The sequence below is a fragment of the Pseudomonas sp. MT92 genome (assembly GCF_058792515.1).
Map to the genome: position 1 here is coordinate 298,620 of NZ_JBXAFA010000003.1, position 14,679 is coordinate 313,298.

Below are 14,679 nucleotides of genomic sequence, written 5' to 3' on the forward strand. Positions count from 1 at the left end.
CGCATGACCCTCCGGGGTGATTCTTTATGCCTGGAATTTGCCCTTCAAAATACCGCCCCTGTAGGAGCGAGCCTGCTCGCGATGGTCGCCAACGATTACGCGGACGTTCAGGTTTAATGCGGCGTCTTTGGGTGCTTCGCGAGCAGGCTCGCTCCTACAGGGGGATCGCGCTGGTGCCTGGATCGCGAGCCTGGCAGCCAAGACCCAATCGCTCATGCCACTGCGCAATGGACTCCTCGGAATAGACATCGAACTGCCGGTCCTTCCCATGCGCTTCGACCTCCACCCACGAGGCTTTCGAGCCGAGCATCAGGTGCGTGTGTTCCGGCGGGATCGGTAGCGGGGTGTCGATGGCCGAGGCGAACGGGTGAATCAGCTCGGGCCATTCAGGACTGAACAACCACAAGCCCGAACCGCACAACGAGCAGAAATGCCGCTCGGCGGTGCTGCTGTGGGCGCGTTTGTCACCTTCATTCTTGAGCCGCGCATGGTAGATCGCGATGTGCTTGCGCCCGCGTACTTTCAGGCTGGCGGCATCGCCGCCGAGGTTGATCGCATAGCCGCCACCGCCCTGGGTCTTGCGGCAGATCGAGCAATAGCAGCGTTGATAAGGGTAGGGGTGGGCGCTGGTCAGGCTGAATGACACCGCGCCGCAATGGCAGGAACCGTCGAGTCGCATGGTGCTCTCCCCAGAGGACTGAAATCGTTCGTTCAGCCTAGAAGGTCTGTGGTGAGCTTGCTGACGTCTTCGCTGGCCAGCCAGCGATGAACGATAACGCGGTGCCACTGGACGGTTACCGACAGCCAAGTCAGCATGGGCACCTCCCACTCCGGACCAGGCCCGATGCGACGACTACCCTCCCTGGCAGCACTGCGAACCTTCGAATGCGCTGCGCGCCATGCCCATTTCGGTCGGGCAGCCGCTGAGTTGTGTGTGACCGACAGCGCCGTCAGTCATCAGATTCGTCAGCTGGAAGAACAACTGGGCGTGTCGTTGTTTATTCGCGAAGGCCGGCAAATTCGTCCGACCATGGCGGCCGGGCGTTTGATGCAAAGCTTGCAGCAGGCCTTCGAATTGATCGGTGATGCCTGCGACGAATTACGCGACCCCTCGTCCCTCGCGGTGTTGCGCCTGGCGGTGACCGCCGAACTGGCGCAAAAGTGGCTGATGAGCCGCCTCACCGATTTCTATGCGCGCTATCCACACATCACCTTGCACCTTTACGAACAACCGATTGATGCCACGGCGCCGGGGGAAGACATCGACCTCGCCATCACCTACGGCACCGGCCCGGTGGACAGCAGTGCGTATTTCGTCCGGCCGTTGCCGGCGCTGCAGTTTTTTCCGGTGTGCAGTCCCGGCCTGTTCAACCAGGGCACGTTGAAAGCCCCCAGGGATCTGGCCCGTCACTGCCTGCTCCACGACGATCAGGACGGCAAGACCTGGACCGCCTGGCTCACCAGCCACGCCGGCGATCAGCGCCCCGAACGGCAGCTGTATTTCGCCCATGCCGGATTGGCGCTTGAGGCTGCGGCCCAGGGGCAGGGCGTGGCCATGGGCGATAACCTGACTGCACAGGAAGACTTGCTCAGCGGCCGTCTGGTCCGGCCTTTTACCTCCAGCATGACCGCGTTGGGCCAATACGCGCTGGTGTGTGAACGGGTGCGCCTGGAGCGGCCGGCGGTCGCGCAGATGCTGGAATGGTTCAACGATCAGCTGGTCGATTGATGAGTTGAATTCAAGTATTCCGAAATAATCATCGTTGGCGAGGAGGCCGCCAACGACCTTAGCCTGTGGTCATTCCAATCCCCCGCTGATGAGGTAGGCCCATGGCACGTTTGCTCGATTCCACTCCCAAACTCGACGGTTTCCGTTTGCCCGGCGAATTCGAAACCAAGTCCGGCTGCTGGCTTGGCTGGCCGGAGCGCACCGACGTCTGGCGCAATGGCGCCAAGCCTGCGCAGAAAGTCTGGGTGCAGATTGTAACCGCAATCGCCCAGAGCGAACCGGTTACCGTGTGTGCCTCCGCTGCCCAGTTCGCCACCGCACGCCGCCAGTTGCCGCCGCAAGTGCGGGTGGTCGAAATGACCTGCAACGACACCTGGTTTCGCGACAGCGGCCCGTGCTTCGTGGTCAACGACCAGAGCGGCGAAGTGCGCGGCGTCGACTTTGAATTCAACGCCTACGGCGGACTCGACGGCGGTTTGTACTATCCATGGGACAAGGACGACCAGATCGCGAGCAAGATCCTCGAAATCGAACGCTTCGACCGCTATCGCGCACCGTTGATTGCCGAAATGGGCGGTATCCAGAGCGATGGCCAGGGCAGCATCCTCACCACCGAACAATGCCTGCTCAACCGCAATCGCAATCAGCACCTGGGCAAGGACGAAGTCACCCGGCGCCTGACCGATTACCTGGGCGCCGAGCAAATCATCTGGCTGCCGCGGGGCTGCAAGTTCGACGAAACCGATGGCCATGTCGATGACCTTGCGTGCTTCGTGCGCCCCGGAGAAGTGGTGCTGCAATGGACCGATAACCGCGATGACCCGCAGTGGGAAATCTACCAGGAGGCCTACGACATCCTGCGCAGCACCCGCGACAGCCGTGGCCGCGAGCTGATCGTGCACAAACTGCCGCAACCGGATGTGCTGGAATGGACCGCTGAAGAGGCCGAAGGCCTGGACCAGCAGGACAGCACCCACACCCGCCAGGCCGGCACCAAAATCTGTGCGTCCTACATCAACTACTACGCCGGTAATACGTCGATCGTGGTGCCGCTGTTTGGTGATCGCAACGACCAGGTGGCGCAGGCGACTCTGGCGGAAGTGTTCCCTCGGCACAAAATCGTCGGTATCGAAAACTCCCGGGAAATTCTCCTCGGTGGCGGCAACGTCGCGTGCATCACCATGCCTCAGTACGCCGGCGCCGTCAGCCACAAAAAGGGAGCGTGACCATGGGCCTGCACAAACTGACTCAAGCAATACTGCTGGTGCTTGCACCCCTGTGTGTGCAGGCCGCCGACACCCCAAAACCAGTGGTGAATCTCTATATCTGGGGCGAGTACCTGGCCCCGGACACCCTGACCCATTTCGAGAAACAAACCGGTATCCATGTGGTCGCCGATCACTTTGACTCTCTGGAAACCGTCGAGACCAAACTGCTCACCGGCCGCAGCGGCTACGACCTGGTGCTGACCGCCGGACAGCATCTGTCCCGAGCCATCCAGAGCGGCGCGATCCAGCCCGTGGACAAGCAGCGACTGCCGCACTTTGCTGGCGTCGGCGAGGAGTTTCGTCAGCATATGGCGGTGTTCGATCCGGGCAATCGCTATGCCGGGATCTACGCCTGGGGCACCACGGGCGTGGGCTTTCAGGATGAGGCGGTCAAACAGCGCCTGCCCGACGCGCCGACGGACAGTTGGGCAATGCTGTTCGACCCGGCGGTGGTGGCGAAATTCGCCGATTGCGGGGTCAGCCTGCTCAATGATCCCAACGAGGTGTTCGCGGCGGTCATGAAGTACATGGGCCTGGACATCAACCGCCAGAACCTCGATGACCTGAAACGCGCCGAGGCGCAACTGGCGAAGATCCGCCCCTACATTCGCTACTTCGACAACGACCTGAACATCAGCGACCTGGCCAATGGCAACACCTGTGTGGCGATGTCGTGGAACGGCAACGTGGCCATCGCTGCCGGCCAGGCCGAAGCGGCGGGCAAACCTTACAAGCTCGGTTACCGGATACCGAAGGAGGGCACGTTGATCTGGTTCGATGCCATGGTCATTCCCAAGGATGCGCCCCATCCGCAGGCCGGCCTGGCTCTAATGGACTATTTGATGACGCCTGAAGTGATGGCGCCGATCACCGATACCATTCACTACGCCAACGCGATCACTGCGGCGGACAGCTTGATCGACCCGGCGATTCGCAATGATCCGGGGACTTACCCGCCGACCGAGGTTCGCGCTTCGTTGTACAGCAAGAATGACAACGGCAAGGACTTCAACCGGGCGCTGATCCGGGCGTTCAGCCGGTTGAAATCGGGGTTGTGACTGGCGTTGGGTGATGTGTTGAATCGGCGGGCGCCATCGTCGGAACGCCGCCCGGAGCCTGCTCGCGAAGAACGATAACGCGGTCTATCGGTTGGACACCCGCCACAAATACCAGGAAGCCACCGTCCGATAAGGGCTCCACGCCAAGCCGATTTCAACCATCTGCTTGCGCGTCGGCTGTGCTTCCAGGCCCTTGAGCCGCCGATAACCTTCACGCACTCCGAAGTCGTCGGCCGGCAGAATGTCCGGCCGTTCCAGGCTATAGATCAGTAGCATTTCCACGGTCCAGCGGCCCACCCCGCGCAGGGTGATCAAACGCTCGATCAACGCTTCATCGTCCATGGCCAGCGCGGTGGCGTAATCCGGCACGACGCCCTCGAGGGTCGCCTGGGCGATGCCTTGAATAGTGGCGATCTTGCTGGCGGAGAACCCGCAACCGCGCAGTTGATCGAAGTCGCTGGCCACGACCTGCTCGGGCCTGGGGAACAGGCCGGACGGGAACAGGGCGAGCAACCGACCGATGATCGCATCGCCGGCCCGGGCATGCAGTTGCTGATAGGCAATCGCCCGTACCAGCGACTCATAGGGATCGCGGGCGGCGTGGGGTTGGTGCAGGCACGGGCCGACCGCCGCGATGTGCCGCCGCCAGTCCTCATCGACTGACGACAAGAACACCGTGGCGGGTCGGTAGCGGTCGGGTATGGGCTCAGGCATTTGCGCAGGGCTTTAATGGCGCGTGGATTTCGCCGTGGGTCTGTGGGTGCCATTGATTGTCGCGCCAGTCCATCGGGTTTCCTTTCTTGTGAAAAACAGTGGGCGATCAGAAGGCGAGTTGTTGGGTGATCTGCACGGCGGCTTTTTCCAGCCTGAGCAGAAACGCCTTGCGCGGCTGCCCTCCACCATAGCCCGTCAGCGAGCCATCGGCACCGATCACCCGGTGGCACGGCAGGACGATCGAAAGGCGGTTGTGCCCATTGGCCAGGCCGACCGCGCGGCTGGCGCCGGGTTTGCCCAGCCTGGCGGCGATGGCCCCGTAGGTGGTGGTCTGGCCGTAAGGGATGGTCGCCAGGATGGCCCAGACCTGGCGGGAAAATTCGCTGCCGGGCAGGTGCAGCGCCACGTTGAACTCGGTCAAGTCGCCGGCGAAATACCGCGCCAGTTCCTGCTCGATTTGCTGCAGGTGGTGGTTGTGTCCTGGCGCCACGGCATAGCCGAAACGGTTCTGCAGGGCTTCAATCTCCCGGGTCAACGCCGGCCGGTCGAGGAACTCCAGCAACACCAGCCCACGGCGCTCGGCCATGGCGATCATCGGTCCCAGCGGCGTGGTCAGGCGCGTGAACAGCAGCGGCTCACTGTTGGCTGCGCGACCGGGGGTGATGTGGAAGGATTTCTGGAAGGCATCGCGAAAGCCGCTCAGGGACTCGTAGCCGCAGTCGAACGCCGCGCTGTCGATGGAGTCGCCCTGTTTGATGCCGCCCAGCGCCATGCCCAGGCGGCGCGTGCGCAACCAGGCATGAAAGGTCATGCCGAAATGCTGCTTGAACCAGCGCCGCAGTTTCAGCGGCTCGATGCCGGCGGCCAGCAACCGGGCATCGGTCCAGCGCTGCTCGGGATCGGCTTCCACCGACTTGAGCAGCGCCTGTACCCAATCCGGGGCGATGGCCGCGGCGTCCAGGGGTTTACAGCGCAGGCAGGCACGATAGCCCGCCGACAGGCATTCGTCGGCATGGGCGAAGAACTCGACATTCTCCGGCTTTGGCTTGCGTGCCGTGCAGCTGGGACGGCAGAAAATCCCGGTGGTTTTGACCGCGGTAAAAAACACCCCCTCGTAGGCGGTGTCGCGTTCGAGCATGGCGCGAACCATCTCGGCGTGGGGCGGAAGTAGCGTGCTGTGTACGTTCATGGGGCCAGCATAGAGGGCGAATCAGACGGTCTCCACCGGAAAATCGACAGAGAATTGCGGAGCGTTCCAGACCCGCTCCATCAGGAGTTGCCGGTGCTCGACTAGTGCTTGTGACGATGATGAATGTCTGGAAAGTGCGCATGGCTGTGGCGCAGGGGCGTGTGTTGGTGTTCATGGCTGTGGGGTTCGGTGCCGTCCCACTCGAATGTATGTTCGTGTTGGTGGTGTTCATCGTGGACGTGTCGATGACGGTGAAGAAGGGCTTGGTGCTCATGTTCATGGGCATGGCTTTCCTTGAGGTGAATCCAGACCCCCAGCCCCATCAACAAAGAAGCCACCCAAAAACTCGCCGTCACCGATTCGCCCAGCAGCAGGATGGCAATGGCGGCGCCGAGGAACGGCGCGGTGGAAAAATAGGCACCCGTGCGTGCGGAGCCCAGCCCGCGCAAGGCCAGTACAAACAACACCAGGCTGATACCGTAACCGAGGAAGCCGACGATCAGGGTTGGGCCAAGTACCGTCATCGGTGGCAACGATGCCCCGAGCGACAGCGCCAGGGAACAGTTCACCAACCCGGCGCACAAACCCTTTACACCCGCAATGAACAGCGCGTCCGAGGCTGACACTTTGCGCGTCAGATTGTTATCGATAGCCCAACAGGCGCAGGCCAGGGCGACACACAGCGGCCCGGTCCAGCCCTGGGAGTGAACCGCTCCCTGTGGCCAGGCCAGCAGCACGCCCCCTGCGACGATCGCCAGCATGCCGATGACGATGCGTCGGTCGGCGTTCTCTTTAAACACCACCCACGCCAGCACGGCGGTCAGTACTGATTCGAGGTTCAGCATCAAGGAGGCTGTGGCGCCAGAGGTTGAGGTCAAGCCAGACATCAATGCCACGGGGCCGAGAATCCCGCCAAATGCAATCGCGCCGATCAGCCAGGGCCATTCGGCAGAGGTCAGCCCGCTGGGGCGCCAGCCGCGGTCGCGGATCAATCGGGCAAGGGTCAATCCCAGGCCGCTGCCCATGTACAGCAGTCCGGCCAGCAGGATGGGCGAAAGGTTCAGTCCCAACAGCTTGGCCAATGGCGTACTTGCACCAAACAGCGCAGCGGCGGCAAGGGCGTAAAGAATGCTTGTGTTCATTGGGGCCTGGCTTTCACATCAATGGCGGGATGATCTATTTAGTCACAAGCGCAGTGCCCGATCCATGCTGATGGAGAGGGCCATGAATAAAAAACGCCTCAGGCCCGACGCGCCATCAGCAACACCGAAGCCGCCGCCGACAGCAGCCCCGCGCAGCAGCGGTTGAAGAGGCGCTTGCCCGACGGCTTGGCAAACCAGCGGCGCATGTGCAGGCCCATGTAGGCGTAGGCCGCGATGGCGATCCATTCCAGTATCAGGAACAGTGCACCCAGCACCGCGAATTGCGGGGTGATGGCGCGGGTCGAGTCAACGAACTGCGGCAGGAACGCGGTGAAGACCAGGATGGCTTTCGGATTGCCCGCCGCCACCAGAAACTCTTGCCGGGCCAGCCCAAGCAGGCCCACGGGCGCGCTGGCCACCACGTTCGCAACGCCAGGATCGGCGCGCCACAACTGCCAGGCCAGGTAGAACAGGTACGCGGCACCGAGAATCTTGATCCCGTAGAACAACAATTCCGAGGTTTGCAGCACCACCGCCAGACCGGCCGAGGCCAGAGCGATCATCCCGGCGAATGCCAGCAGGCGCCCTAGGCCGGCCAGGCACGCGGTGCGATAGCCGTAGCGGGTCGAATTGCTCACCGACAGCAGGTTGTTCGGGCCGGGCGCCATGTTCAGGGCGAAGCAGGCCGGGAGAAAGAGGGAGAGGGTGGCGAGGTCCATGATGGGCTCCAGTAGCGAGAGCGTATTTTTATCACAGCCCTTGAAGGGGCCGCCCCGTACAGTCATGGACCTAAAGTGCCGTATCAGTGGCTAGCGGGAGAACTTTTTCGCCCCGGCCACGCAGAGGATCACCGCGACTGTCACTCCAAGCATCCCAAGGCTGACCTGTTCGTGCAGCAAGGTCGCCGCCAGTGCCAGGCCAAAAAACGGCTGCAGCAATTGCAGTTGGCCGACGGCGGCGATTCCGCCCTGGGCGAGGCCGCGATACCAGAACACAAAGCCGATCAGCATGCTGAACAGTGACACGTACCCCAGGCTGAGCCAGGCCGGTGCGCTGATGTTGGCGAGGGTCACGGGCACTCGCCACCAGGTCACGGCGGCCATGATCGGCAGTGCCAACACCAGCGCCCAGCAAATCACCTGCCAGCCACCGAGCGTCCTGGACAGCTTCGCGCCTTCGGCATAGCCAAGGCCGCAGGCCAGGATTGCCAGCAGCATCAGGAGATCGCCTTGCGGTGCCGCGGTCAGTCCCTGGGACGCGGCGAAACCGACGACCAGCAGGCTGCCCAGTACCGAGAACACCCAGAACACTGGCCGGGGCCGCTCGCCACCGCGCAAGACCCCGAACACCGCAGTCGCCAGCGGCAACAGGCCGACGAACACGATGGAGTGTGCGGACGTCACGTATTGCAGCGCCAGTGCCGTCAACAGCGGAAAGCCGACCACCACACCCAAGGCCACGATGGCCAAAGGCAGCAGTTGCTGGCGCGCGGGGCGCTTTTCCTTGAACAGCAGCAACAGGCACAGTGCCAGGATCGCCGCGAGCGTGGCGCGGGCGACTGTCAGGAATACCGGATCGAACTCCAGCACCGCCACCCGCGTCGCAGGCAGCGAGCCGCTGAAGATCACCACGCCGATCAGGCCGTTGATCCAGCCGCTGGCGTTGCTTTGCAGTGACGGGTGTTGCAGGTTCGAAGTCCGTTCCATTTCGCTCTCGCTCAAAGTCTGATTGCATGAAAGCCATCCTATGGCCGACTATCGGTACAATCAAAAAATTGTCATGGATACATCTCGACATGCCTCGCTCCCGCTACAAATCCCTGGTAGACGCCTTTGCCGCCGACATCCGCGCCGGTCGCCTGTCGCCCGGTACACGCTTGCCGACTCACCGGCAACTCGCCTCCGAGCAAGGCTTGGCGCTGGTCACGGCCAGCCGGGTGTACGCCGAGCTTGAAAGCATGGGCCTGGTCAGTGGCGAAACCGGGCGCGGCACCTTTGTCCGGGAGACGTCGCTGCCGCCCGGTCAAGGCATTGCCCAGTCCGTGGTGGCGGCGGGGATGATTGACCTCAACTTCAACTATCCGTCGTTGCCCGGTCAGGCCGACTTGTTGCGCAACGCCCTGCGGCAGTTGGCGGTGTCCGGGGACCTCGAAGCGCTGCTGCGTTACCAGCCCCACGCGGGGCGTTTGCATGAACGGGCCTCGGTGGCGCGGCACCTGAGTGAGCGCGGGCTCAACGTGCCGGCCGAACAGGTCATGATCGTCAGCGGCGCCCAGCACGGCCTGGCGGTGACCCTGATGACCTTGCTCAAGCCCGGCGATGTGATCGCTGCGGATGCGTTGACGTACCCCGGTTTCAAGACGCTGGCCGAAACCCTGCATCTGGAGCTCTTGCCCATTCCCGTCACGGACCAGGGGCCTGACCTGCCCGCCCTCGAAAAGCTGTGCCGGACTCGATCGGTACGGGCCGTCTACGCGATGCCGACGCTGCACAATCCCTTGGGCTGGGTGATGGCGACCGAACAGCGGGAGCAGTTGGTGTCGATAGCCCGCCGGCATGATCTGACGATCATCGAGGACGCGGCCTACGCCTTTCTGGCCGACGACGTTCCGCCACCCCTGGCGACCTTGGCGCCGGAAAGGACGGTTTACGTTTCAGGCTTGTCGAAGAATATCGCCACCGGGTTGCGCGTCGGATTTATAGTCGCGCCCGTCCCCTGGGTCGCGGCCTTCGAGCGCACGATCATGGCAACCACCTGGAACACGCCCGGCGTGATGACCGCCATCGCCTGCGGCTGGCTCGATGACGGCACCGTCCTCAAGCTCGAAGCTCAGAAACGTGCGGACGCCCAGGCCAGGCAGGCCCTGGCGCGCAAGGAACTGGCGGGGCTCAGGATCATCAGCCATCCGTCTTCGTATTTCATCTGGCTGCCACTGACCGACGATGCCCGCGCTGACCAGATCGCCATGGCGCTGATGCGCGAGCAGGTCTCGGTCTCGCCCGCCGACCCCTTTGCGATCTCGACCCATGTGCCCCATGCGATCCGCCTGGCGCTGGGCTCGGTGGACATGGACTCGTTGCGTCAGGCGCTGGTGAAGGTCAAGAGGGTGGTCGACTTTTACGCCTAGGGCAGTTTTCTTCAATACGCACGCCTGCAGGCTCTTTACCTTGGGGCCTGGTTCAACTGACAGGAACAGGTGTGCGATGAGTTTGATGATGTCCATGGCGGCGTTTGCGTTGGCCGCTTCGATTACGCCGGGGCCGGTGAATATCGTGGCGTTGAGTTCCGGGGCGCGCTTCGGCTTTCGTGCCAGTCAACGGCATGTGGCCGGGGCGACCCTGGGCTTCGTGTTGCTCCTGGTGTTGATGGGGCTGGGGTTGCATGAGGTGTTGCGTCTGTGGCCGGCGATGACCCGGGTGGTGCAGTGGGCGGGCGTGGCGTTCCTGTTGTACATGGCGTTCAAACTCGCGGCCGACAATGGCCAGCTTGAAGCGAAGGATTCTGCCCGTGCGCCATCGATGCTGTACGGCGCCGTAATGCAATGGCTCAATCCGAAAGCCTGGCTGGCCTGCGTGGCCGGCATGGGCGCGTTTGTCGCCGATGGCGAGGCGCGGCTGGTCTGGCAGTTTGCGGCCGTTTACCTGGTGATTTGCTACCTGTCCGTCGGCTGCTGGGCCTATGCCGGGACGTTCTTGCGCGGCTACCTCAACAACCCGGCGGGCATGCGCTGGTTTAACCGGGTGATGGCGTTGATGCTGGCGGCGAGTGCGGTTTATCTGATTGCTGAATGAGTGACAGGTCTGTTGTGTTGATGAGTATCTGTGGCGAGGGTTCACCCCCGATACTGCCCCGGCGTCGCCGCCAGATGCTGTTTAAACGCCCGTTGAAAGTGCGCCTGGTCGGCAAATCCCGCTTCCAGTGCGACGTCGGCGATCAGCTTGCCGTGGCGCAGTTGGTCCCGGGCGAACTGGATGCGTCGGTTGACCAGGAAGGCGTGGGGTGTCATGCCGTAATGCTGCTTGAACGCGCGGATCAGGTAGGACGGTGACAGCTGTGCCGCTTCGCAGATGTCTTCGAGCTTGAGCATCTGCGTGCAGTGATCGCGGATGAATTCGGCGGCGCGTTCGAGTTTGAAGTTCGGCTCGCGCAGCGGTTGATCGGTCGGGTTGAGGCGCAGTTGCACGTCGCTGAAAAACTCCACGGCCGTGCTCTGCTTGCGCAGCACGTCCTGCTGCGGATCGACCAACACTTCATACAAGGTCTTCAGCCCATCGAACAGGCTGGCGTCGGACGTGTGGGTGACTGCAAACCGGCGGAACGCCAGGTCGTCGCTGAACCCGAGCTGGTGCTGCAGGTCGGTGAGCCACGCGGTATCGACGTACAGCATCAGGTACGACCAGGGCTGGTCGTCGATCGGGTTGCAGGCGTGGACATCGTCGGGGTTCATCAACACCACGGTGCCGGTGCTGACCTCGAACTGCGATTGTTCGTGGACGTAAGTACTGCGCCCGGCGGTGATTGCGCCGATGGAGAAGTGTTCGTGGGCATGCCGGGTGTAACAGACCTCGCGCCCGTCGGCGATGGCGCGGGCTTCGATGAAGGGCAGGGTGTCATCGCGCCAGAAGCGCGGGGCCTTGTCGGTGGCCTTGGGCGTGGAGAGCTTCATGGTCAATCCTTGGCAGTTCAGCGTCGGAGTGTATTAGCTCTCGCCGTCAAAGGCTCGTTGCAGCTCGGCAATATCGAGTTTTTTCATGTGCATCATCGCCTGCATGGCGCGCTGGGATTTGGCCGTGTCGGGGTCTTTGATCATCTCCATCATCGCCACCGGCACGATTTGCCAGGACACGCCGAACTTGTCCTTGAGCCAGCCGCATTGCTGCGCCTCGACCGGCCCGCCCGCGGACAGGCGTCCCCAGAAGTGGTCGACTTCTTCCTGGGTCTGGCAATTGACCTGAAACGAGATCGCTTCGTTGAACGTGAAGTTCGGACCACCGTTAAGGCCGGTAAACGTCTGGCCGTCGAGCTCGAAGCTGACGGTCATGACCGACCCGACTTCCCGGCCGTGGAATTCCTGGCCGGCCTTGCCGTAATGGGTGATGGCGGTGATTTTTGCGTGATCGAAGATCGCACAGTAGAACCTGGCGGCCTCTTCGGCCCGGCCGTCGAACCACAGGCAGGGGGTGATTTTTTGTACGTGTAGCATGGCGGGTCTCCCTGGCAGGTTTTTGCAGACTGGACTATCAGCGTAGCCAGCCTGATGTCGGCCGGGCGTGCCGTAGATCGACAAGTGCTTGCTGCTGTTTTGTCGGGTGTAGTCTGTTTGACTCCTGATCGAGTCATACGGACTATTCCTTGTGGTAGTCGAAAAGACTCAAGGCATCGCAGGTGGCTGATTTATAGGGGTTAAATATCTGGCACGGGACTTGATACGACACACGTACCACTGAACGCCTTCAGGAGTACGGAAATGTTCGACTTCTTCAGCCATCCTCAGAATGTTCTGCATCTTTCCAGCCGCGTGCTCGGCACCGGCCTGGCCCTGCTGCTTGCCGGGATCTATGGCGCTTATCTCTATGCCGGTCATTTGCCGATCGTCGCGCTGGTAGCGATGCATGCCATGACCATCGTCGGACCCACCCTGTTGAAAGTCGGCTACGTCATGCGCTTGCTGGCTCAGCATCAGTTGAGCATACCCATGGCCGGGGTGCTGGCCTGATGCGCACCTTCGGCGCTGCACCCGTCTTCAGTCTCGGTTTTCGCCCGTTCTTTCTCGCCGGCGCTGCATTTGCCGCGCTGGCGGTGGCCATCTGGGCGCTGTGGCTTTACGGCCGATGGCCCGGCGTTGAACCGGTGGGCGGCATGCTTGCCTGGCATCGACACGAGATGCCGTTCGGGTTTGCCGTGGCGATCATTGCCGGCTTTTTGCTGACAGCGGTGCCGAACTGGACAGGTCGGCGGGGACTCAATGGCTGGCCGCTGATCGGGCTGGTGCTGGTCTGGCTGCTGGCCCGGCTGGCGTGGCTGATGCCGATTCCTCCTGCGTTGTTGCTGGTGCTTCAACTGCCTTTTCTGCCGCTGCTGGCGTGGGTGCTGGGGCGGGATCTGCTGGCGGCAGGCAAACGCGACAATTACCCGATTTTGCTGATGATCACCTTGTTGGCCGGGTGCCAGGTGATGACGCTGTGGGGGCTCGCGACCCATGACGATGGCCTGCAACGGCGCGGTGTGTTGGCGGCCCTTTGGCTGGTGGCGGCCTTGATGAGTGTGATCGGTGGGAGAGTGATCCCGTTTTTCATTCAGCGCGGATTGAGTCGTCCGCCAGCGCCTGCGGCCAGTCCGTTGCCGACCAGGGTGCTGCTGGTCAGTGGGATGCTGGTCGCCGTGAGCTTTGCCTTCGGCTTGAACGACGCGCCAAGGCCCTGGTTGTCGTTGTTGTTTGTGCTGATCGGGGCGTTGCATCTGCTGCGGCTGTGGCGCTGGCATGACCGTGGAATGTGGCGGGTGCCTCTGCTGTGGTCGCTGTACCTGTCCTATGGGTGGCTGCTTGTGGCGGTCGTGGCGATGGCGTTGTGGCACGCCGGCTTGATGCCGCAACAGAGCCTGGCCACCCATGCGCTGGCGGTTGGCGCCATCGGCGGGCTGATTCTGGCGATGATTGCCCGGGTCGGCCTCGGCCATACCGGGCGGCCGTTGTTGCCTTCCAACGCGATAGTGGCGGGTTTTTTCCTGATGCTGCTGGCCGGTTTGTCGCGGGTGCTGCTGGTGCCGTTTTCCGGGTTGGGACTGGGACTGGCGGCGTTGCTGTGGTGTTCGGCATTCGGATTGTTCCTGCTGCGTTATACCGGGGTGTTGCTCAAGCCTCGGGTCTAGCGCCGATGTCGCTAAAACTGTGGGGGCGAGCCGGCTCGCTCCCGCAACAGTCCTTGAACTCACTGGGATCAGTCGATTGAGACGGTTTAATTGACCGACTGTCGATAGGGTTCGGCCTGCGGGCCAAATTGCGCTTAGCTGTAAGGGATAACCCAAGGCGCGCGAAAATTCGCTTTACTCCTGCAACCCATCACCTTTCCCAAGACGCGCGCTCTTCAGAACACTTTGAGTCTGAGGACCTTCGCAATGCTGACCCTGAACATCAATGGCAAGGACCAGGAACTGGATGTCCCCGCGGACATGCCGCTGCTCTGGGTCCTGCGCGACGTTGCGCACCTGACCGGGACCAAATTCGGTTGTGGCATGGCCCAGTGCGGCGCCTGCACGGTGCACATCGACGGCGCGCCGCTGCGCTCGTGCATCACGCCCGCCACGGCCGTGGCCAATGGGCAGAAAATTCTCACCATCGAAGGCCTGTCCACCGACGGTTCGCACCCGGTGCAACAAGCCTGGGCCGAACTCGATGTGGTGCAGTGCGGTTACTGTCAGTCCGGGCAGATCATGTCGGCGGCGGCGCTGCTGGCGAAGATCCCCAAGCCGACTGACAGCGACATCGATCAGGCGCTGTCCGGCAACATCTGTCGCTGCGGCACCTATCCACGCATTCGCGCTGCGGTGAAACGCGCCGCCGAGCTGGGTTGAGGTGGCC

Annotated in this window: 16 protein-coding genes; 8 read left to right on the plus strand and 8 right to left on the minus strand. The window is 62.5% G+C overall.

From position 1 onward, the window contains the following. Positions 1-154 precede the first annotated feature (154 nt). Entirely contained in the window at positions 155-679 is a 525-nt protein-coding gene (locus tag AC1Q6D_RS07210; protein ID WP_103405610.1) for a GFA family protein, read from the minus strand. Between the two features lie 165 nt (positions 680-844). Here AC1Q6D_RS07210 and AC1Q6D_RS07215 point away from each other — a divergent pair, with 165 nt between their 5' ends. From AC1Q6D_RS07215 to AC1Q6D_RS07225, 3 genes are all read left to right on the plus strand, one after another. Continuing rightward, the gene (locus tag AC1Q6D_RS07215; RefSeq protein WP_047528263.1) at positions 845-1,729 is read left to right on the plus strand and encodes a LysR substrate-binding domain-containing protein; all 885 of its coding nucleotides are present in this window, start codon (positions 845-847) and stop codon (positions 1,727-1,729) included. A gap of 101 nt (positions 1,730-1,830) precedes the next feature. Next, positions 1,831-2,955: an agmatine deiminase gene (aguA, locus tag AC1Q6D_RS07220; protein WP_103405611.1), complete on the plus strand. Its 1,125-nt coding sequence runs from the start codon at positions 1,831-1,833 to the stop codon at positions 2,953-2,955. Positions 2,956-2,957: 2 nt separating this feature from the next. Next, a complete protein-coding gene (locus AC1Q6D_RS07225; protein WP_103405612.1) occupies positions 2,958-4,055 on the plus strand; it encodes an extracellular solute-binding protein in 1,098 nt (365 codons plus the stop codon). 84 nt (positions 4,056-4,139) lie between these two features. Here the strand turns inward: AC1Q6D_RS07225 and AC1Q6D_RS07230 are convergent, their stop codons facing one another. From AC1Q6D_RS07230 to AC1Q6D_RS07250, 5 genes are all read right to left on the minus strand, one after another. Further along, entirely contained in the window at positions 4,140-4,769 is a 630-nt protein-coding gene (locus AC1Q6D_RS07230) for a DNA-3-methyladenine glycosylase family protein (protein ID WP_219738991.1), read from the minus strand. Between the two features lie 106 nt (positions 4,770-4,875). After that, the gene (locus AC1Q6D_RS07235) at positions 4,876-5,958 is read right to left on the minus strand and encodes a bifunctional transcriptional activator/DNA repair enzyme AdaA (protein ID WP_103405613.1); all 1,083 of its coding nucleotides are present in this window, start codon (positions 5,956-5,958) and stop codon (positions 4,876-4,878) included. Positions 5,959-6,059: 101 nt separating this feature from the next. Further along, a complete protein-coding gene (locus AC1Q6D_RS07240) occupies positions 6,060-7,100 on the minus strand; it encodes a DMT family transporter (protein ID WP_103405614.1) in 1,041 nt (346 codons plus the stop codon). Between the two features lie 98 nt (positions 7,101-7,198). Further along, positions 7,199-7,819, minus strand: coding sequence for a LysE family translocator (locus AC1Q6D_RS07245; RefSeq protein WP_103405615.1), 621 nt, complete (start codon positions 7,817-7,819; stop codon positions 7,199-7,201). Positions 7,820-7,909: 90 nt separating this feature from the next. After that, on the minus strand, positions 7,910-8,806 hold the full coding sequence (locus tag AC1Q6D_RS07250) for a DMT family transporter (protein WP_103405616.1): 897 nt from the start codon (positions 8,804-8,806) through the stop codon (positions 7,910-7,912). Between the two features lie 89 nt (positions 8,807-8,895). On the opposite strand from AC1Q6D_RS07250, the gene AC1Q6D_RS07255 reads away from it, so the two are divergent. Together AC1Q6D_RS07255 and AC1Q6D_RS07260 are read left to right on the plus strand one after the other, a co-directional pair. Continuing rightward, positions 8,896-10,227, plus strand: a complete 1,332-nt coding sequence (locus AC1Q6D_RS07255) for an aminotransferase-like domain-containing protein (RefSeq protein ID WP_103405617.1) — start codon at positions 8,896-8,898, stop codon at positions 10,225-10,227. Between the two features lie 76 nt (positions 10,228-10,303). Continuing rightward, a complete protein-coding gene (locus tag AC1Q6D_RS07260) occupies positions 10,304-10,891 on the plus strand; it encodes a LysE family translocator (RefSeq protein ID WP_103405618.1) in 588 nt (195 codons plus the stop codon). Positions 10,892-10,932: 41 nt separating this feature from the next. On the opposite strand, the gene AC1Q6D_RS07265 is transcribed toward AC1Q6D_RS07260, so the two are convergent. Then, positions 10,933-11,766 carry an AraC family transcriptional regulator gene (locus AC1Q6D_RS07265; RefSeq protein ID WP_103405619.1) on the minus strand — a complete coding sequence of 278 codons (834 nt, stop codon included), beginning with the start codon at positions 11,764-11,766 and terminating at the stop codon, positions 10,933-10,935. Between the two features lie 33 nt (positions 11,767-11,799). Continuing rightward, the gene (locus tag AC1Q6D_RS07270) at positions 11,800-12,303 is read right to left on the minus strand and encodes a VOC family protein (RefSeq protein ID WP_103405620.1); all 504 of its coding nucleotides are present in this window, start codon (positions 12,301-12,303) and stop codon (positions 11,800-11,802) included. A gap of 264 nt (positions 12,304-12,567) precedes the next feature. Here AC1Q6D_RS07270 and AC1Q6D_RS07275 point away from each other — a divergent pair, with 264 nt between their 5' ends. From AC1Q6D_RS07275 to AC1Q6D_RS07285, 3 genes are all read left to right on the plus strand, one after another. After that, the gene (locus AC1Q6D_RS07275) at positions 12,568-12,816 is read left to right on the plus strand and encodes a transmembrane sensor/regulator PpyR (protein ID WP_103405621.1); all 249 of its coding nucleotides are present in this window, start codon (positions 12,568-12,570) and stop codon (positions 12,814-12,816) included. Then, positions 12,816-13,970, plus strand: coding sequence for an NnrS family protein (locus AC1Q6D_RS07280; RefSeq protein WP_103405622.1), 1,155 nt, complete (start codon positions 12,816-12,818; stop codon positions 13,968-13,970). Before AC1Q6D_RS07275 ends, AC1Q6D_RS07280 begins: the two co-directional genes overlap by 1 nt. A 246-nt stretch (positions 13,971-14,216) precedes the next feature. Beyond that, the gene (locus tag AC1Q6D_RS07285; RefSeq protein WP_103405623.1) at positions 14,217-14,672 is read left to right on the plus strand and encodes a (2Fe-2S)-binding protein; all 456 of its coding nucleotides are present in this window, start codon (positions 14,217-14,219) and stop codon (positions 14,670-14,672) included. Positions 14,673-14,679: the final 7 nt, after the last annotated feature.

What these genes read in the sequence shown, in the direction of transcription:
- AC1Q6D_RS07210 (WP_103405610.1), bottom strand. Translation starts at nt 679, where the DNA reads ATGCGACTCGACGGTTCCTGCCATTGCGGCGCGGTGTCATTCAGCCTG.
- AC1Q6D_RS07215 (WP_047528263.1), top strand. Translation starts at nt 845, where the DNA reads ATGCGACGACTACCCTCCCTGGCAGCACTGCGAACCTTCGAATGCGCT.
- aguA (WP_103405611.1), top strand. Translation starts at nt 1,831, where the DNA reads ATGGCACGTTTGCTCGATTCCACTCCCAAACTCGACGGTTTCCGTTTG.
- AC1Q6D_RS07225 (WP_103405612.1), top strand. Translation starts at nt 2,958, where the DNA reads ATGGGCCTGCACAAACTGACTCAAGCAATACTGCTGGTGCTTGCACCC.
- AC1Q6D_RS07230 (WP_219738991.1), bottom strand. Translation starts at nt 4,769, where the DNA reads ATGCCTGAGCCCATACCCGACCGCTACCGACCCGCCACGGTGTTCTTG.
- AC1Q6D_RS07235 (WP_103405613.1), bottom strand. Translation starts at nt 5,958, where the DNA reads ATGAACGTACACAGCACGCTACTTCCGCCCCACGCCGAGATGGTTCGC.
- AC1Q6D_RS07240 (WP_103405614.1), bottom strand. Translation starts at nt 7,100, where the DNA reads ATGAACACAAGCATTCTTTACGCCCTTGCCGCCGCTGCGCTGTTTGGT.
- AC1Q6D_RS07245 (WP_103405615.1), bottom strand. Translation starts at nt 7,819, where the DNA reads ATGGACCTCGCCACCCTCTCCCTCTTTCTCCCGGCCTGCTTCGCCCTG.
- AC1Q6D_RS07250 (WP_103405616.1), bottom strand. Translation starts at nt 8,806, where the DNA reads ATGGAACGGACTTCGAACCTGCAACACCCGTCACTGCAAAGCAACGCC.
- AC1Q6D_RS07255 (WP_103405617.1), top strand. Translation starts at nt 8,896, where the DNA reads ATGCCTCGCTCCCGCTACAAATCCCTGGTAGACGCCTTTGCCGCCGAC.
- AC1Q6D_RS07260 (WP_103405618.1), top strand. Translation starts at nt 10,304, where the DNA reads ATGAGTTTGATGATGTCCATGGCGGCGTTTGCGTTGGCCGCTTCGATT.
- AC1Q6D_RS07265 (WP_103405619.1), bottom strand. Translation starts at nt 11,766, where the DNA reads ATGAAGCTCTCCACGCCCAAGGCCACCGACAAGGCCCCGCGCTTCTGG.
- AC1Q6D_RS07270 (WP_103405620.1), bottom strand. Translation starts at nt 12,303, where the DNA reads ATGCTACACGTACAAAAAATCACCCCCTGCCTGTGGTTCGACGGCCGG.
- AC1Q6D_RS07275 (WP_103405621.1), top strand. Translation starts at nt 12,568, where the DNA reads ATGTTCGACTTCTTCAGCCATCCTCAGAATGTTCTGCATCTTTCCAGC.
- AC1Q6D_RS07280 (WP_103405622.1), top strand. Translation starts at nt 12,816, where the DNA reads ATGCGCACCTTCGGCGCTGCACCCGTCTTCAGTCTCGGTTTTCGCCCG.
- AC1Q6D_RS07285 (WP_103405623.1), top strand. Translation starts at nt 14,217, where the DNA reads ATGCTGACCCTGAACATCAATGGCAAGGACCAGGAACTGGATGTCCCC.